This window comes from Paenibacillus sp. 01T424 (assembly GCF_056398745.1).
Window position 1 is genome coordinate 43,926 of sequence record NZ_JBFTPZ010000026.1, and the last position, 18,135, is coordinate 62,060.

15 protein-coding genes are annotated in these 18,135 nt (G+C 47.1%); all 15 read left to right on the forward strand.

The window, feature by feature from the left end; translation table 11 throughout:
* Window positions 1-23: 23 nt before the first annotated feature.
* The 15 genes from addB to AC1DPK_RS19455 all read left to right on the forward strand — a co-directional run bounded on the left by addB (window position 24) and on the right by AC1DPK_RS19455 (window position 18,118).
* Entirely contained in the window at window positions 24-3,539 is a 3,516-nt protein-coding gene (addB, locus tag AC1DPK_RS19385; RefSeq protein ID WP_477511361.1) for a helicase-exonuclease AddAB subunit AddB, read from the forward strand.
* 3 nt (window positions 3,540-3,542) lie between these two features.
* Window positions 3,543-7,397: a helicase-exonuclease AddAB subunit AddA gene (gene addA / locus AC1DPK_RS19390; protein ID WP_477511362.1), complete on the forward strand. Its 3,855-nt coding sequence runs from the start codon at window positions 3,543-3,545 to the stop codon at window positions 7,395-7,397.
* Between the two features lie 15 nt (window positions 7,398-7,412).
* Window positions 7,413-8,027, forward strand: coding sequence for a hypothetical protein (locus AC1DPK_RS19395; protein WP_477511363.1), 615 nt, complete (start codon window positions 7,413-7,415; stop codon window positions 8,025-8,027).
* A gap of 127 nt (window positions 8,028-8,154) precedes the next feature.
* A complete protein-coding gene (locus AC1DPK_RS19400) occupies window positions 8,155-8,502 on the forward strand; it encodes a histidine triad nucleotide-binding protein (RefSeq protein ID WP_477511364.1) in 348 nt (115 codons plus the stop codon).
* A 91-nt stretch (window positions 8,503-8,593) separates the two neighbouring features.
* Window positions 8,594-8,767 (forward strand): 30S ribosomal protein S21, encoded by a 174-nt coding sequence (gene rpsU, locus AC1DPK_RS19405; RefSeq protein WP_005547957.1) that lies wholly within the window; start codon window positions 8,594-8,596, stop codon window positions 8,765-8,767.
* Between the two features lie 15 nt (window positions 8,768-8,782).
* Window positions 8,783-9,226 (forward strand): GatB/YqeY domain-containing protein, encoded by a 444-nt coding sequence (locus AC1DPK_RS19410; protein WP_076266886.1) that lies wholly within the window; start codon window positions 8,783-8,785, stop codon window positions 9,224-9,226.
* A gap of 156 nt (window positions 9,227-9,382) precedes the next feature.
* Window positions 9,383-10,756, forward strand: coding sequence for an NfeD family protein (locus AC1DPK_RS19415; protein WP_477511390.1), 1,374 nt, complete (start codon window positions 9,383-9,385; stop codon window positions 10,754-10,756).
* Window positions 10,757-10,789: 33 nt separating this feature from the next.
* Window positions 10,790-11,779: a flotillin-like protein FloA gene (gene floA, locus AC1DPK_RS19420; RefSeq protein ID WP_477511365.1), complete on the forward strand. Its 990-nt coding sequence runs from the start codon at window positions 10,790-10,792 to the stop codon at window positions 11,777-11,779.
* 70 nt (window positions 11,780-11,849) lie between these two features.
* On the forward strand, window positions 11,850-12,344 hold the full coding sequence (locus AC1DPK_RS19425; RefSeq protein WP_477511366.1) for a hypothetical protein: 495 nt from the start codon (window positions 11,850-11,852) through the stop codon (window positions 12,342-12,344).
* Window positions 12,345-12,493: 149 nt separating this feature from the next.
* Window positions 12,494-12,772 carry a sporulation protein YqfC gene (yqfC, locus tag AC1DPK_RS19430; protein ID WP_076266890.1) on the forward strand — a complete coding sequence of 93 codons (279 nt, stop codon included), beginning with the start codon at window positions 12,494-12,496 and terminating at the stop codon, window positions 12,770-12,772.
* Window positions 12,773-12,820: 48 nt separating this feature from the next.
* Window positions 12,821-14,020, forward strand: a complete 1,200-nt coding sequence (yqfD, locus tag AC1DPK_RS19435) for a sporulation protein YqfD (RefSeq protein ID WP_076266891.1) — start codon at window positions 12,821-12,823, stop codon at window positions 14,018-14,020.
* A gap of 6 nt (window positions 14,021-14,026) precedes the next feature.
* Window positions 14,027-14,998 carry a PhoH family protein gene (locus AC1DPK_RS19440; protein WP_054026960.1) on the forward strand — a complete coding sequence of 324 codons (972 nt, stop codon included), beginning with the start codon at window positions 14,027-14,029 and terminating at the stop codon, window positions 14,996-14,998.
* Between the two features lie 17 nt (window positions 14,999-15,015).
* Window positions 15,016-17,262: an HD family phosphohydrolase gene (locus AC1DPK_RS19445; RefSeq protein WP_477511367.1), complete on the forward strand. Its 2,247-nt coding sequence runs from the start codon at window positions 15,016-15,018 to the stop codon at window positions 17,260-17,262.
* Window positions 17,259-17,756 carry an rRNA maturation RNase YbeY gene (ybeY, locus tag AC1DPK_RS19450; protein WP_477511368.1) on the forward strand — a complete coding sequence of 166 codons (498 nt, stop codon included), beginning with the start codon at window positions 17,259-17,261 and terminating at the stop codon, window positions 17,754-17,756. The genes AC1DPK_RS19445 and ybeY overlap by 4 nt, the downstream gene beginning before the upstream one ends.
* Window positions 17,756-18,118: a diacylglycerol kinase family protein gene (locus tag AC1DPK_RS19455; RefSeq protein WP_477511369.1), complete on the forward strand. Its 363-nt coding sequence runs from the start codon at window positions 17,756-17,758 to the stop codon at window positions 18,116-18,118. The genes ybeY and AC1DPK_RS19455 overlap by 1 nt, the downstream gene beginning before the upstream one ends.
* Window positions 18,119-18,135: the final 17 nt, after the last annotated feature.

The following is an 18,135-nucleotide window of genomic DNA, read 5'->3' on the forward strand; positions in this document are numbered from 1 at the left end:
ACGAATAGACGGGAGAGTTGCACATGTCGCTTCGCTTTGTCATCGGGCGTTCGGGAGCCGGAAAAACATCCTATTGCTTGAATGAAATAAGAAAGCAGCTGCGCGATCAACCGGACGGACCGCCGCTCGTCATGCTTGTGCCGGAACAGGCTACTTTTCAAACCGAATATGCGCTGCTGCAGAGCGGTGAATTAAACGGGACGATCAGGGCACAGGCGCTTAGCTTTCGGCGCCTTGCCTTTCGGGTCATGCAGGAGACGGGCGGAACGGCGCTCGTTCCGATTAACGATACGGGGAAGCATATGCTTCTCTACAAGATCGTACATCGGCTAGGAAAGCAGCTTGAGCTGTTTCAAAACGGTGCGGAACAGCCTGGATTCATCGATAGGCTTGCTGAGCTTCTAACAGAGTGGAAAAGGTACGGAATAGATTCCGAGCTCTTACAGGACAAGCAGGACGCTTCTAAGGCAGAAGCAGGCCAATCAACATTGCTAAAGCGCAAGCTGCATGATTTGCAGCTCATTTATAGTCAGATGGAGCAGGAACTCGCGGGCATGTATATTGACGCCGAGGATTATTTGCGTTATTTGCAAAATGGTTTTGCTAATGCCTCTGCTATGAACGGCGCGCATATATGGGTGGATGGATTTTATGGATTTACGCCAACGGAATACGAAGCGCTAGGAACGTTGATCGGTTCATCCGCTCAGGTGACGGTCACACTTACACTAAACAGAACTTATGGAATAGGCGAGCTGCCGCATGAACTAGATCTGTTTCATCCAACAGCAGAAACCTACAATAAGCTGATGGAGCTGGCTGCACAATATGAGGTTGAGGTCGATTCTCCCATATTGCTAGACGAAATTCCTCCTGTTCGGTTTAAAAGCAGTCCAATGCTTGCTCATCTTGAGAAGCATTATAGCGAGAGAATACCGATGCTTATCGCTGACAAAACGATATTGGACGCAGAAGATGCTCGCTGCGGCTTATCGTTGCATGCCGCTGCGAATCGACGTGCCGAGGTTGAGGCCGTTGCACGCGATATCGTTCGCAGAGCACGTAAAGAAGGGCTGCGCTGGCGGGATATTGCGGTTATGGTACGTAATGCAGAGGATTATACCGACTATATCGGACTAGTCTTTGCTGATTACGGCATTCCTTATTTTGTCGATCAGAAGGAGAAGGCCATCCATCATCCATTGGTTGAGTTTATTCGGTCTGCGCTTGAAACCGTCTTGTTTGGCTGGCGATACGATGCGGTGTTCCGCTGCATTAAGACGGAGATGTTGTTCAAGGTTGACGGAAGTTTGCCTAGAGATTGGTTCGATATGCTGGAAAACTATGCGCTCGCTGCAGGGATTGATGGTTGGAAATGGCTTGACAATAAGCGTTGGCATCCGTTAGTTCCTGTTTCGCTTGATGATGACGAGGATATAGAGACCAAAATCAGCGAAAAGGCGCAGCGTGAATTCAATATCGTACTTGCTGCCAGAGAGGTTGTTGTTCCTCCTCTTCGCCGCTTCTCTGATGCACTGAATAAGGCCGAAAATGTTCAAGGGATGTGCGAGGCTTTATATCGTTTGCTCGATGAATCCGAAGCAGCAGATAAGCTCGAGCGCTGGAGCATTCAAGATACTGGAGCCGGGAAAACACAAAGAGCAAGAAGCCACAAGCAGCTTTGGGACAGTGTCATGCAGCTTTTGGATCAATTAGTTGAACTGGCTGGAAAACAGACCGTAACACCAGAATTGTTCGCCGGCATGATTGAGGCGGGGCTTGACAGCTTGAAGCTTGCTGCGGTACCTCCAGCGCTGGATCAAGTATTGATCGGCAGCATGGACCGAACAAGGTCGGGGCATATACATGTATGTTATGTATTGGGCGCAAATGATGGCATCATGCCGATGCGTGTGAAAGAAGACGGCATTCTTACCGAATCGGAACGGGAACGTTTGGCTGATGATGGAATCGTAATGGCGCCAGGGGTGCGCAGGCGCCTGCTTGATGAGCGATTTATGATCTATAACGCATTGACCACGCCAAGCAAGCATTTATGGCTTAGCTGGGCACAAGCCGACGAGGAAGGGAAAAGCTTGCTGCCTTCGGAGATTGTAAGGCATGTCCGTCAGTTGTTCCCGGGCATAGCCGTTCAAAGTATCGCGGCAGAGCCATCGCCAAGCTTGCCATTGTCCGAGCAAAGAAAGTTCGTATCGCAGCCGCAGCGTACGATGTCCTATTTGATCGGAGCTATTCGGAAATGGCAGCAGGGAGCAGATATTGCGCCTTTCTGGTGGGATCTATACAATTGGTACGCGGTTCGACCGGAGTGGCAGCAGAAGCTTCAGCTGCTGACAAGCTCCTTAACTTATGAGAACCAAGAGCAGTTCCTTTCTAAGGATACAGCGCGAGAGCTTTATGGAGCGAGGCTGCAAGTTAGTGTATCGCGCATGGAACGGTTCGTATCGTGTCCATTTCAGCATTTTGCCATACACGGCCTAAAGCTGAGGGAAAGAAAGCTTTACCGGCTGGATGCCCCTGATGTTGGTCAATTGTTTCACGCTGCTCTAAGTAAGGTGGCGACGAGCTTTGGAGGACGCTGGGGAAAAACATCGGAAGCGGAGCTTAAGGCGGTCGTCTCGCAAACGGTCGATGATTTGGTTCCTAAGCTGCAATCACAAATCTTGTTAAGCAGCAGTCGTTTTCAATATATCGCTCGCAAGCTGAAGGAAATTGTTGGCCAAGCAGCGCTTATGCTGGGTGAACATGCGCGAAGGGCGCAATTCCATCCTGTAGGCACCGAGGTCGATTTTGGCCCTGATGGGAAGCTGCCGGCACTCCGCATTCCGCTTGAGGCTGGCGGTGAGATAGAGATTATCGGCAGGATCGACCGTGTTGATGCTGCAGAAACGGAGGAAGGTCTGCTGCTGCGTGTGCTTGATTACAAATCGAGTTCGACGCATCTTAGACTTGAAGAAGTTGCCCATGGGCTTTCCCTGCAGATGCTGACTTATTTGGATGTACTGGTTACACATGCATCGGCATGGCTTGGTCGACCTGCTTCTCCGGCCGGTGTACTTTATTTTCATGTGCATAATCCAATTCTGGCGCTGACCAACAGCATTAGCCCTGCTGAAGCAAACGGTCAGCTCTTAAAGCGATTCAAAATGCGTGGACTGGTTACGGCTGATTCGGAAACCGTTAGACTGATGGACGATGAGCTGGACACTGGCTATTCAGAGCTGCTGCCCGTTGCTTTGAAGCGGGATGGAAGCTTTTATAGCAGCTCTTCGGTCGTCTCGAATGAACAATGGGATGTGCTTCGCCATTCTGTTAGAAATACAATCAGCCGAATTGGCAGCTCGATACAGTCGGGTGATGTTTCAATTGAGCCTTATCGTATCGGAACAAAAACACCTTGTCAGTATTGCGATTATAAAGCGGTTTGTCAGTTTGATGCTCAGTTCGACGGAAATGAGTATAGAAAGCTGAGCAAACCTTCTAAGGAACATATATGGCAGCAGCTAGAGGGGGAGTAATGGATGATGCACACTGCAAAGGATTCGCCCAAGCCGGAAAATAGTACATGGACCGATGATCAATGGGATGCAATCGTTACAAGCGGCTCGAACATCCTTGTAGCTGCTGCAGCGGGTTCTGGTAAAACAGCCGTTCTCGTTGAGCGAATCATCCGTAAAATATCAGCGAACGCCGATGTTGACCGTCTGCTCGTTGCAACCTTTACGAAGGCGGCTGCAGCGGAAATGAAGGATAGGATTCGAAACGCTTTAGAGCTTGAATTGGAAAAGCAACCCGATTCGGAGCATTTGCGAAGGCAACTTGCCCTAATGAATAGAGCATCGATTACGACACTACACTCATTTTGTATGGACGTCATTAGGCGTTACTATCCGTTAATCGGGCTTGATCCTGGCTTTCGTATTGCAAACGAGACCGAAAGCGAGCTAATGCGCCTTGACGTTCTCGATCAGCTATTTGAGCAAAAGTATGAAGGGGCTGGCGATAACGGCGCTTTTCTAAGGCTTGCCGATCGTTATGGCGGTGAGCGCGGCGATGAGCCTTTGTATCGGCTGGTTCAACAATTGTTCGACTTTGCGCAAAGCCATCCATGGCCTGAATATTGGCTTAGGCAAACAGCAGATGCCTTTAATATCGAGGATGTCGCAGCGCTGCAAAACAGTACGTGGGTTGTCAGTTTAATAGGCGACATTGAGATGGCTTTAGAAGGAGCGAGCTCGCTGCTGCATCAAGCCTTAGAGCTAACGCGACAACCTGCTGGCCCAGCACCTTATGCGGCTACCTTTGATGATGATTTGCAAATCATTAGCAGTCTCTCAGAGATGGTACATTCCATGCCCTGGGAAAGTTGGATAGCGCCTTTTCAGTCCATCGAATTCGGCAAGCTGAAGGCGATGCGCGGCGATGAATATGACAAGTCCCTTCAGGAGCAGGCGAAGGAGCTGCGCGATCAAGCAAAGAAGCTGATCACTTCACTTTCTGATGAGTTATTTGGCAGATCTGCGGAGCAGTTTTTGGAAGAGCTTCAGGAGCTTGCTCCACTGATGAAGGCGTTATCCGAGCTTGTTATCGAATTTGGTCAAGGCTATGAAGCGGCTAAACGCGCGAAAGGTATGCTCGATTTTGGCGATTTGGAGCACTATTGCTTACGAATTTTGCGTGATCCGTCTTCTACACCTGAACAAATGCTGCCTTCGATTGCAGCGATTGAATTCCAGCAGCAATTCGATGAAATATTGCTTGATGAATATCAAGATACGAATATGGTGCAGGAAGCAATTGTTTCGTTAATTGAACGGCCAGGTGCTGGCAATCGGTTTATGGTTGGCGATGTTAAGCAGAGCATTTACGGCTTCCGCCTTGCTGAGCCGAAGCTGTTTTTGCAAAAATATAAATCGTATCTGTCTCGTCATGAGATGAACAAGCGATCGGAAACAGAGGAATCTGACGCTCTGCGCATCGATTTGGCGCGCAACTTTCGCAGTCGATCGGAAGTTGTTGATGGCGTGAATGCGGTTTTCCGCGCCATCATGCGCGAGACTGTGGCCGAGATGGATTACGATGAGCGAGCAGAACTCGTGTGTGGCGCTACCTACCCAGATCCAGTGCCAGCCGATCGTTGTCAAGTTGAGTTTGCCGTATTGAATAAAGCGGATGCAGATGACGAAGAGACAGCTGATGCCGATAACTCAGAGTCATCAGAGGGACAGGGTGAGGGCGAGCAAGGAGAAAATGGAACGCTCCTCGAATCAGCTTCCGAGCTAAAGGCGGCGCAGTTGGAGGCGCGCTGGATCGCTCAGCAGCTGCAATCTCTTATCGACAGCGGATTCCAGGTTTATGATGGCAAACGGCGTGAGAATCGACCTATGCAATGGCGGGATGTTGTTATCTTGTTAAGGGCGACCCAGCAGTGGGCGCCAATTATCATTGAGGAGCTGCAAGGAAGCGGTATTCCTGCGTATGCGGAGCTGAGCAGCGGCTATTTTGAAGCGACGGAAGTCGAGACGATGCTTTCCTTGTTAAGAGTTATCGATAATCCGTATCAGGATATTCCGCTTGCGGCTGCATTGCGATCGCCATTATTTGCATTAAACGGTGAGGAACTTGCAAGAATACGCATCCAATCTGCGAAATCAACGTATTATGATGCGGTCCTTCAAGCAGCAGGCGATTTGTTTATGGATGAGGACACGCGCAGGAAGCTTTCGCTTTTCTTGGACAGCTTGGATCGCTGGCGTGAGGAAGCAAGGCAGGGCTCGCTTGCTAATTTGCTATGGGAAATCTACCGCGAGACCGGGTATTACGATTTTGTAGGCGGCTTGCCGGGAGGGACGCAGCGTCAAGCGAATTTGCGTGCGCTGCATGACCGGGCTCGGCAGTATGAAGCGACCTCGTTCCGCGGTTTGTTTCGATTTCTAAGATTTATCGAACGTATGCGCGATAGCGGCGGCGACTTGGGTACTGCAAGAGCGCTCGGCGAACAAGAGGATGTCGTTCGCATCATGTCCATTCATAAGAGCAAGGGGCTTGAATTTCCGGTTGTATTCGTAGCAGGTCTAGGCAAGCTGTTCAATCAGCAGGATGTGCGAAGTGCCTTCTTGAAACACAAAGAGCTCGGTTTCGGGCCTCGTTTTGTTGATCCTGCTCTTCGCATTAGTTATCCTACACTTCCTTATTTGGCTATTCGAAGAGCCATGCGTAAAGAAATGCTAGCAGAGGAAATGCGTATTTTGTATGTTGCGTTAACCCGGCCAAAGGAAAAAATGTTTCTCGTCGCGACTGTAGCGGATGCCGAAACCAAGCTTAAGCGATGGCTTTCTTCCGTCGATGCTTCAGGTAAAATGACTGATTTCCGGGTTGCTGCCGCACGCTCATTTATCGATTGGCTAGGTCCGCTAGCGGCTAGGCAAATCAATGACAGTCAGCTGGCTGACTACAATGCTCCGAACTGGCATGCTGGTGTTGTTTCAGCTTCTATATTCGGCACTGAAGCCGCAGCGGCGTCAGAGACGGAGCTGCAGGACCAGGACAAGGAAGATCGGCTTCAAGCGGTTACTTCACTATCGCTTCTTGAGCATGTAGAAGCAGATGATGAGCTGCGTGAGCGGTTGGAGTGGCATTATCCGCATCAAGAAGCGGCGGCACTCGCTGCCAAAACATCGGTTACGGAAATGAAGAGGCTGTATTCGGAGGAGCAGGAGGATGCGGTTCCATTGGACGAGCTGAATCAGCATCAGGCGAATACACATCTTCAAGAAGCTGCAACTGCTCCAGAAGCATCGTATACGTTCCGACTGCGACGTCCAGCCTTTATGGAGGAAAAGTCGCTTACAGCAGCTGAGAAGGGCTCTGTTAATCATTTGCTTATGCAGCTTGTCTCCCTCACAGAGGAAATAGATGAACCGATGCTTAAACAAACGCTTGATCATATGATTGAACAGCGTTTATTAACAGTAAAGCAATCGGAGGCAATCGATTTGCCGAACGTCGCAGCTTTTTTCCAAAGCGAGCTGGGACAGCGGTTGTTAAACGCTGACTGGGTGCGAAGAGAGGTTCCGTTCAGCTGCATGTTCCCTGCTAAACGTGTTTATCCGAATTCAGATCTAGATGAGCCGATATTGATTCAAGGGGTAATAGACTGTTTGTTCGAGGATGCTGCTGGCGTCGTACTGCTCGATTATAAGACGGATCGAATTTATAAGGAGCAATGGGTAGAAGCAGCGGAGCGGCATCGTTTCCAGCTGGAGCTGTATGCCGAAGCAATCGAATCTGTTCTCGGGAGAAAAGTGGATGAGAGCCATGTCTTTTTCTTTGACGGGGGTCAATCCGTTCACCTTAAGAGAACAAACCAAATCTAAAAGGAGGCTGTGAAGTTGGAACCACAGCAAACGGGCAAACGCTCTATCGCGCTGCCGATAACTCTCGTTATTCTTGTATTCAGCTTAATCGGCAATGTTTTTTTGTACTCGCAATTTTTACAAAATAAACAAGAAAACAATTATGTAAAAGGCCAAAAAATATTTGAAGCAGCGATTGGTTCTAAAGATTATGTAGAAAAAATGCTTCCGCAGCTGGATGCTTTGCTTCAAAGTAAAACTTTAGACGAACGGTATGCCATTGCATTTCTTTCAGGTCAAGCAGCTGCGAGCGGCCATGCTTTGGTGGAATTTACTGCAGAAGCAGCAAGCGTGAATGCAGAGCCGGAAAAAATCAATAAAGAGCTTACCTCAGCCTATGTAACTGATGTCGTTAAAGGCTTGCAAACGATTGGTCACTATGATGGTGCTCTGAACGAAACCGATGCAGCGTACATTCAGGGATTAAAAAGTGCGTTTGAAACCATATCAGGTATTATGAGTGGTTTTAATGCAAATATCGGGGAGAGCCGCATTGCAATTATTCGATTGTCCAGCGGGCTTGAATGGGCTCAGCTTGTTGAACAGATGCAGGCTGTTATGAAGGAAAAATCAGCTGAGATTTCGAAGTAGCAGCATGGATTCTGTCGTTTTTTTGGAAGGGTGCCTTCGAAGTTTTTGCGGGTTATCTTTAATGATTGGACGAGCGGCTAAAATTTCGGTATGATATGGTAAGGAAAGCGAATAGGGGGTGAAACCTATGGACTGTATTTTCTGTAAATTAATCGAGGGTGCAATACCTTCGAAGAAGGTATTTGAGAATGACAGAATTCTCGCATTCCACGATATACAGCCAGCTGCTCCTGTACATATTCTTATCATTCCTAAGAAGCATATCGCAACGATGAATGATGTTACCGATGAAGATGACGAGGTCATAGCCGAGATGTTCGCGGTAGCTCGTCAAATCGCAAAGGAAGAAGGAATTGCGGAGTCAGGCTATCGACTGGTCAACAATGTTAATGCCGACGGAGGACAGCTTGTTTATCATCTGCATATCCATGTATTGGGGGGAACGAAACTTTCTTCTCGGGTTGTAGATATCTAAAGTTGACACTGCCTTTTGGTTTGACATATAATGAAATTTGATAAACCGTGTTATAGCTCTGGACGGTCTGTTTCGGAGGGAGGGAAAACTGGTGTCTGAAACTAAAGTTCGCAAAAACGAAACTATTGATGCTGCGCTTCGCCGCTTTAAACGTTCCATCGCTAAAGATGGTGTTCTAGCTGAGGTGAAAAAACGCAAGCATTATGAAAAGCCAAGTGTAAAGCGCAAGAAGAAGTCTGAGGCTGCGCGCAAGAGAAAGTTTTAGGAGGATCCTTCCATAATGAACCTGAGCGAAAGATTGACCGATGATATGAAGCAAGCCATGAAGAATCAGGACAAGTTTAAACTTTCCGTTATTCGTATGATGCGCGCGTCAGTGAAAAACTTGGAAATCGATCTCAAGCGTCCATTGGACGATAACGAAGTGCTTGATATATTGAGTCGCGAAATCAAACAACGTAAAGATTCCCTCCAAGAATTTAAAAAAGCCAGCCGCGATGATTTAGTAGCGGGTCTTGTGGTCGAAATTGAAATTATTAGTCAATACCTTCCCGAACAGCTGACTGAAGAAGAGATTCAAGAGATAGTAACGCAGACCATCCATGAACTCGGTGCTTCTTCCAAAGCCGATATGGGAAAAGTTATGAGTGCCCTTTTGCCTAAAACAAAAGGACGCGCTGACGGTAAACTAGTAAATCAGCTCGTTCAGCAACATCTCAACTAACTAAACATACGGACTCACAAAACACCCCTTAACGGGGGTGTTTTTTTGTACGTTTCAAGTGTAAATGGTATGATATGGAGAAGGCTGCCTGAAACGTTTTCATTTGTCAAACGTAGTAGAAAGCAAACACGAAAAAAAGGAGGAACCTTCTTGCACATGAATCGATGGCGAAGAAGTATGTCCGCCACTCCAATCGCATTGATCGCAGCGGTGTTAATGGTGACGCTTGCAGCATTATTTGGTTCACCGGGGGAGAAAGCAAAGGCAGCAAATGAAGTTGGCCCAGCAGTGTATGTGATTCCCGTTAAACAAACGGTGGAATCGGGGCTTCAATCCTTTTTGGAGAGAGCCTTTAAAGAAGCTGAGGAAGCAAARGCTGAGCATGTGATTCTCGTTATTAATACGCTTGGCGGCAAAGTCGTAAACGCAGAGGAAATTGGTCATCTTATAAGGGAGAGCGCCATTCCTACTACGGCTTTTGTTGAGGGGAAAGCCGTATCAGCAGGCACTTATATTGCTTTAAATGCTGATAATATCATCATGCAGCCGGGCAGTACGATTGGTGCAGCTGCTGTAGTGGATGGCTCAGGGACATTAGAGGATAATCCCAAAACGATTTCCTATTGGACCTCTGAAATGAGTGAGTCAGCAGGATTGCAGGGTCGCGACAAGAGTATCGCTGTCGCTATGGCGGATCCGAATGCAATGGTGGAGCTGAAAGACAAGCTTGGCAGAGATAAGCTGAAGGGAGAAATTCTTACCCTGTCAGCAAGTGAAGCTGAGAAAGTCGGATACTCTGAGCATACAGCAGCAAACGTTGATGAAGCAATCAAATGGCTGGGCTTGGAAGGCAGAACACAAATTGAGGTTGTTCCGTCACTTGCGGAAAATGTAGCTAGATGGCTGCTCAATCCAATCGTTATGACGATTTTGCTCATACTTGGCATTGCTGGTATCGTTATTGAAATGATCATTCCAGGCTTTGGAGTACCGGGCGTTGTTGGAATATTATCGTTTGCCCTTTATTTCTTTGGCCACTATGTTGCTGGATTTGCCGGTATGGAGTCGGTCGTGCTGTTCGTAATTGGAATAGCCTTGCTCATAATCGAGGTGTTTGTACCAAGCTTTGGGATTTTGGGCTTGCTCGGCAGTGCTGCGTTGGTAGCAGGAGTCGTTACCGCAGCTTCAGACCCAATGACGGCTTTCATATCGATCGTCATTGCGTTAGTTGTAGCCACCATTCTAATCGTTATTTTTATTAGAATGAACAAATCCAGAGGTATTTGGAACAAATTTATATTGCGCGAGAAGCTGACAACGGAGCAAGGTTTTGTTTCTGCGGATATAAAGGATTCACTGCTCGGATTGCAAGGGACAACAATTACTCCGCTGAGACCGGCAGGAACAATTGTTATTAATGACAAGCGAATTGATGTCGTTACCTCTGGTGAGTTTATCGATACGAACCGAACGGTGACCGTCATTAAAGCGGAAGGTACTTGGGTCGTTGTCAAAGAAGTAACAAAATAGAGAAAACGAATATACAAATGGAGGTTGGAACAAATGGATCCTATCGTATCTTTTTTAATTTTGGCTGTCGYTGTTATTATCGTACTGTCCGTATTCTTAAGCTTTTTCCCGATTATGCTGTGGGTATCTGCATTAGCATCGGGCGTTAGAGTTGGAATTATTACGCTCGTTGCCATGCGTCTTCGCCGCGTCGTACCAAGCAGAATCGTCAACCCGTTAATTAAGGCAACAAAAGCAGGGCTGGGACTTAACATAAACCAGCTTGAGAGTCACTTCTTGGCAGGCGGTAACGTCGATCGGGTTGTCAATGCGTTGATTGCAGCGCAACGTGCGAACATTCCACTTATATTCGAACGCGCGGCGGCTATCGATTTGGCTGGTCGTGATGTACTACAAGCCGTACAAATGAGCGTTAATCCGCGCGTTATTGAAACACCAATCGTAGCTGCGGTTGCGAAGGATGGTATTGAAGTGAAAGTAAAAGCTCGTGTTACAGTTCGTGCCAACATTGAACGCCTAGTCGGTGGTGCTGGTGAAGAAACTATCATTGCTCGTGTTGGTGAAGGGATTGTAACGACTGTAGGTTCTGCTGGCTCACATAAAGACGTTTTGGAAAATCCGGACATGATCTCTCGCACTGTGCTTGGCAAAGGGCTTGACGCAGGTACAGCGTTTGAAATATTGTCAATCGATATCGCGGACGTTGATGTAGGCAAAAACATTGGTGCACATCTTCAAACGGAACAAGCGGAAGCGGACAAAAAAATCGCTCAAGCAAAAGCCGAGGAGCGCCGTGCGATGGCCGTTGCTCACGAACAGGAAATGAAAGCAAAAGTCGTTGAGATGGAAGCGCGCGTAGTAGAGTCGGAATCACAAGTTCCACTTGCCATGGCTGAAGCGCTTAGAAGCGGGAAAATTGGCGTTATGGACTATATGAACTTGAAAAACATCGAAGCGGATACCCATATGCGCAGCTCTATCGGCAAGCAGGACAGTTCTACGGACATTAAAGACGGCCGATAAAGTCGATGGCTCAGTTATTTGGTCGGATCAAGTAGGATCAACGTAACTGAGCCTTGGAGGTGAAGGCAAGTTGAAGATTATAGAATTTCTGATGAATAACATATTTATCGTTGTCGTTATATTGGGTGCGCTGGCTTCGATATTCGGCAAATCCGGCGCGAAGAAGAAGCCTGGTCAAATGCCTGACTTTGGCGGCGGAGGGCTGCCGCGTTCATTGTTCCCGCAGTCCGGAGAACAGGAGCGAGAGGTAGAGCGCCCGCAACCGCAACCGCCGCAGGCAGCTGGAGGAACGGTTTATCGCTCTGTAACTGACGTTGAGCGTTCTTCTGATATGAATTCGACACGTTCTAGCAGAGAGAGCGCAGAAGCGCCGCAAACTGCTTCTCTGCAGCGCGCGCTTCAAAGAGCAGCAGCTAACAAAGAAACAGCACAGGTTGCAGCACAGCGCAATTATGGAAGCCAGAGCATCAACACAGCATCCATTCGATCCGATGATTTGCGGAAAGCAGTTATTTGGGCCGAAGTATTAGGACCGCCTCGCTCGAAAAAACCTTTTCGAAAATAAATTTAAACCGCCTAAGCGCTGCGCTTAGGCGGTTTTTTTATTTTGGAGCCATAATTATCGAGCGGTTCGCATATTTTGGTACAGTACATGAAAATCGCCATTCCTTTGCTTTACTTTTAGCAAACCTTGAAGGAGGCAAAGAATCGTACATGCGCCACATAAAAAAGAGATTTCGCAAAATGACAGCAGAGCTGCTTGATATGCCGCATGATGTCGTATTTGATTTGCCGCGATTAACAATGATTGGAGACTGCCAATTATATATCGAGAACCATCGTGGTGTTGTTCATTTCTCTAGTGAGCGATTGAGACTCGCACTAAGCAAAGGCCAGTTGGAGGTTACGGGAAGCTCTCTAGTTATCCGCACCATTTGGACAGAAGAAGTGTTTATTGAGGGACAAATTACGAATATTCAATTGATTCCATGAAATAGATAAGGCGATTTTCTATATTAATAGCTGAGGTAATGGAGGGGAATGGACGTGAGCGGACAAGGTGCAAATTGGTTAAAGGGTATGGTCACCATTCATATTCGGGGGGGACAACCTGAGCAGCTCGTCAACCGAGCGCTGGCTGGCGGCTTGCAGCTGTCTTCCATCAGATGGACAAGCAGCGGCTTGCTTGAATGTGAGCTGTCAATCAGTGATTTTTTTGGCCTTCGTCCGTATTTAAAAGAGACAGGCTGTCGTGTTCATGTTACGAAGCGCAAAGGATTGCCTTTTCTGCTTGTCAAAGCAGAGCGCAGAAAGCTGTTTGCGGCTGGCATCGTGTTGTTTTTTGCGATTATCTTTATGCTGTCCTCGCTCGTATGGAGCATCGAAGTGCAAGGCAATGTCAAGCTGACGGAGGATCAAATAAGGGCTGCTGCCAAAGAGGAAGGCTTATATCCTATGCAGTGGTCTTTCCGTTTAACCGATGCTGATGTGCTGTCCAAGCAGCTTGTTCGCAAGCTTCCAGGCTCAACCTGGGTTGGTGTGGAGAAAAAGGGGACAAAGGTTATTATTCAAGTGGTTGAATCAACGATACCGGATAAGGCTTCCTTGAATACACCTCGACATTTGGTGGCATCTGATGATGCTGTAGTTACCGAAATTATAGCAGAGGCGGGACGGCCCGTCGTTCGAAAAAATACGAAAGTGAAAAAAGACCAAATTTTGATCTCGGGAACGATTGGGGGAGAAATGAATTCGCGCACTGTCGTTGCCAAGGGCAATGTTCGTGGGCTTGTTTGGTACGAATTTGAAATTTCTTCACCGCTTGTTCAACAGGTTAAGGTGTATACTGGAGATAAAGAGACGAAATGGTTTGCAGTCATCGGCTCGAGAGCGCTTCAGCTTAGCGGGTACGGTGATTCTGCTTTCGGAAAATCCGAATCGATTAAGCATGAGGAGAAGGTTTCCTGGCGCAATTGGTCTCTTCCAATTGGTAGAATGAAGGAGACCATAATGGAAACCCGTATGGAAGACCGCACGCTTACCGAAGAAGAAGCGAAGAACGTCGGCATTCTGCAGGCTAAAGCCAAATTGCTGCTTAAAACAGGCAGCGATGCAGTCATCCGCGATGAAATTGTTTTGCATGAAAAGGCGGACAATGGTAAAGTTTATATGAAAGTTCTTTTTGAAGTCGAGCAATCTATCGTTAAGGAAATGCCACTAGTCCATATGCAGGGAGAATGAGGATTGTTGCAAATTGAAACGAAAGTAGTAAAGATACCGCTCGGCAACGCAGCGGAAGGACTTGGAGTATTCGGACCACAGGATAATTTTTTACGTCTCATTCAAGCGCAAGTAGAGTCTTCGATTACATCGCGTGAAGCGGAAATTGTCATATCAGGTCCTGTAGAAGAGGTTGATTCGTTAGAACAACTATACAATGTGCTCTTACAGCTCGTTCGCGGGGGCTATAAGCCATCAGAGCGTGATGTTGCATATGCACTTGAGCTCGCCAGATCGATGCAGGCAGAAGAGCTGTTGGACTTGTTTAAGAAAGAAATTACAACTACCTTCCGTGGTAAGCCGATTCGGGTAAAGACGATCGGTCAACGCCATTATGTGAAGACGATCCGCAAGAAGGATATCGTGTTTGGAATAGGTCCAGCCGGAACAGGTAAGACATATTTGGCCGTTGTGCTCGCTGTCGCTGCTTTGAAGGAAGGCTCGGTAAAAAGAATTGTTCTTACGAGACCTGCCGTAGAAGCGGGAGAAAATCTCGGCTTTTTGCCAGGCGATTTGCAGGAGAAGGTCGATCCTTATCTTCGTCCTTTGTATGATGCACTGCATGATGTGCTTGGACCTGATCAGACGGTCAAAGCGCTTGAGCGCGGTATGATTGAAATTGCTCCGCTTGCTTATATGCGGGGCAGAACGCTTGACGATGCGTTTATTATTTTGGATGAAGCACAAAATACGACGCCTGAGCAAATGAAAATGTTTCTAACAAGACTAGGATTTAGTTCTAAAATGGTTATAACGGGAGACGTTACGCAAATCGATTTGCCGAGGGGCAAAAACTCAGGCTTAATTGAAGCTCAGCGGATTCTGAGAGACATAGAGGAAATTGGCATCATCCTTTTCTCAGAGCAAGACGTCGTTCGTCATTCGCTCGTTCAAAAGATTATTGTTGCCTACAACTGGGATGCTGAAAACAAAGCCTAGAAAGGGATGTCTGCTGCATGAACCAAAACCAGACCGGAAAACAAGGGAACTTGCGGCCGTCCAAAACGGCGGGTTGGAAGCAGAGTGCAGCCGTTCGCTGGGTGCTGATGTTGATGTTTGTGCTGCTATTCTATTTCAGCTTAGCTCCGCATCTCGTTCCTGAAACCTATGATATTCAGGAGGGCGCTGTAAGCGAGAAGGATATCAAAGCGCCCTTCCAAATTAAAGACGAGAAGGCGACTAGACAAGCGGAAGAGGATGCAGCCGAGAAAGTCGATGTCATCTATTCGATAGTACCGCTACGCAACGAGGTGCTTGTCGACCAAATCTTTGTTCGAATAGAGCAGCTGAATCAGGACGATCAAGTAACCTTGCAAAATAAGATTGATATTTATCGCAATGAAATTCCAGGCCGTTATTCGGAGTATATTGATACCTTTGTTAAGCTGAATAAGGGCCGTGGAACTTATAACAACACGCTGCTTGAGGAAATGGCGCTTATAGCGAAGGAGCAGCAATACACCATTCCGGAAGAAACCTTTTACAAGATGCCTAATCTAACAGCAGAAACGCTAACCGAGATGCGCGATGTAGCTCGGGATATTGTGCGTAAACTGACGGTAGAGCAGCTTCGTGATGCGGAAACCGCTCGAACACAGGTTGCGGAACTTGTTAATGCAAGCTCGCTATCCAGTCGGACAAGCAGAGAAATTGTGCAGGAGCTTGCGAGATTTGCCATCATGCCCAACAAGTTTCTGGATAAGGAAGCAACGGATGAGGCTAAAGTGCAGGCTAAGCAAAACACGCCGCCTGTCTTAATTAAAGAAGGTGAGCTGATCGTGAAGCGCGGTCAGACGATTACGCCTGAATTGTACAAGCTGCTCGTAGATTCTTCCCTGCTGCAGGATCGTAAGACTTATTGGCCGCAGTTCGGATTGCTAATCATGTCTGTGATGTTTATCGTCGTCATTTACGCGTATTTGCATCAGTCTGGAAGTATCAATGGGATTAAGCCCAAATATAACAACTCTTCTCTTTTGATGTTGTGGCTCATCTTTCTGATCAATATTATTACGATGGAGATTACTTCGTTGACGCAGACGGATGCTGCCCCTTATGCGGGTTATTTGGCTCCTGCTGCTCTCGGAACGATGCTGATTACCTTGCTGCTAGATATGCATCTAGCCATGATCAGCTCCAYAATATTTGCAATAATGGGCAGTATTATATTGAACACGAGCCAGCATCAAATTTTTGATTTCCAGTATGGCTTTGTCATTATTGTCGTTTCGTTTGCTGCCATCTTCTCGATTCATAGAGCGAGTCAGCGATCAACAATATTGAAGGCCGGAATAATGGTGAGTTTATTTGGCTCCTTGTCCGTTTTATCCATTTTACTGCTGTCTGAACAGCTGGAACGTGCTCATTTTATCTACTCCGTTGCTTTTGCGTTTGCTAGCGGTTTGATTACTGCGGTGCTCGTCATTGGCTTGATGCCGTTCTTTGAAGTTACATTCGGCATTTTATCTGCGCTTAAGCTTGTAGAGCTTTCGAATCCCAATCACCCGCTGCTTCGCAAGCTGTTGACTGAAACGCCGGGAACCTATCACCATAGCGTAATGGTGGGCAATTTGTCAGAGGCGGCAGCAGAATCAATTGGGGCAGACGGCTTATTATGCCGGGTTGGCTCGTTTTACCACGATATTGGGAAGACGAAGCGGCCGAATTATTTTATCGAAAACCAATCCAATATTGAAAATCCGCACGATACGATTGATCCTAAGTTAAGCAAATCAATCATTGTTGCTCATGCGAGAGACGGAGTCGATATGCTTAAAGGGCATAATATCCCTAAGCCGATCCGCGATATTGCAGAGCAGCACCATGGGACAACATCGCTGAAATTCTTTTATTACAAAGCGATAAAACAAGCGGAAGAACAAGGTGTCGAACCTGCGTTTACGGAAGATGATTTTAGGTATCCTGGTCCGAAGGCACAGTCAAAGGAAGCGGCTGTTGTTGGCATTGCTGATTGCGTGGAAGCAGCGGTTCGCAGCCTTCGCAACCCGACAGTAGAGCAGGTAGAAGCAATGATTAACAAAATTATTAAAAGCAGGCTGGATGACAATCAATACAATGAATGTGATTTAACGTTGAAGGAGCTGGACAAAATTGCGCATTCACTAAAGGAAAGCGTAATTGGCATCTTCCATTCACGTATTGAATATCCGGATGATGTGAAAACAAAGGAGCGTTTGTCATGAGCTTGCAACTCGGTTGGAGCAATGAGCAGGAAAAGCTGGAAATACTCGAGGATTGGATTACAAAAATAGAGCAATTGCTGCAATTGGCTGGTGAAGCGGAAGGCATTTCCGATGGTGAGGTGTCTTTAACATTCACAAACGATGAGGAAATTCATCAGCTGAATCGTGAATATCGCGGAATTGATCGTCCAACCGATGTATTGTCATTCGCTATGCAAGAAGATGGCGTGGATGAGCTTGATATTATTTTTGAAGTGGACAGCGAGGATGAGAAGGACCCGATCTCAGGCATGCTTGGCGATATTATAATAAGCGTGGATACGGCTCTTGCTCAAAGCGAGGAGTACGGTCATTCCTTGGAACGCGAAATCGGCTTTTTGTTTGTACATGGTTTTTTGCATTTGATCGGTTACGATCATCAGGATGATGAAACCGAAGCCGAAATGACCGCTAAGCAAGAAGCGATTTTGCAGCAGGCTGGCTTAACTCGTTAATGCGAAAAGTTATATCTAGTTTCGCAGTTGCAATATCCGGCATAGGCTTTGCTCTTCGGACTCAAAGTCATATGCGGTTTCACGCAATTGCCGCCGCAGTGGTGTGCTGTTTAGGTTTTATGCTATCACTTAAGCCGCTTGAATGGGCGATTATTTTAATGGCGATCGCCCTCGTGATAAGTGCTGAAATGGTAAATACGGCAATTGAACAGGCGGTTGATCTAGCAAGCCCCAATATTCATCCAGTAGCTAAAGCTGCTAAGGATGTTGCTGCTGGGGCGGTGTTAGTTGCTGCTGCAATTTCTGCAATTATAGGGCTGCTCATACTTGGGCCGCCCTTATGGCATTTAATAATGGATTAAAAAACGGGGAATGGCGG

Excerpts from the sequence above, each read along its gene's own strand:
- addB (WP_477511361.1), top strand. The coding sequence starts at position 24 with ATGTCGCTTCGCTTTGTCATCGGGCGTTCGGGAGCCGGAAAAACATCC.
- addA (WP_477511362.1), top strand. The coding sequence starts at position 3,543 with ATGATGCACACTGCAAAGGATTCGCCCAAGCCGGAAAATAGTACATGG.
- AC1DPK_RS19400 (WP_477511364.1), top strand. The coding sequence starts at position 8,155 with ATGGACTGTATTTTCTGTAAATTAATCGAGGGTGCAATACCTTCGAAG.
- AC1DPK_RS19410 (WP_076266886.1), top strand. The coding sequence starts at position 8,783 with ATGAACCTGAGCGAAAGATTGACCGATGATATGAAGCAAGCCATGAAG.
- yqfC (WP_076266890.1), top strand. The coding sequence starts at position 12,494 with ATGCGCCACATAAAAAAGAGATTTCGCAAAATGACAGCAGAGCTGCTT.
- yqfD (WP_076266891.1), top strand. The coding sequence starts at position 12,821 with ATGGACGTGAGCGGACAAGGTGCAAATTGGTTAAAGGGTATGGTCACC.
- ybeY (WP_477511368.1), top strand. The coding sequence starts at position 17,259 with ATGAGCTTGCAACTCGGTTGGAGCAATGAGCAGGAAAAGCTGGAAATA.
- AC1DPK_RS19455 (WP_477511369.1), top strand. The coding sequence starts at position 17,756 with ATGCGAAAAGTTATATCTAGTTTCGCAGTTGCAATATCCGGCATAGGC.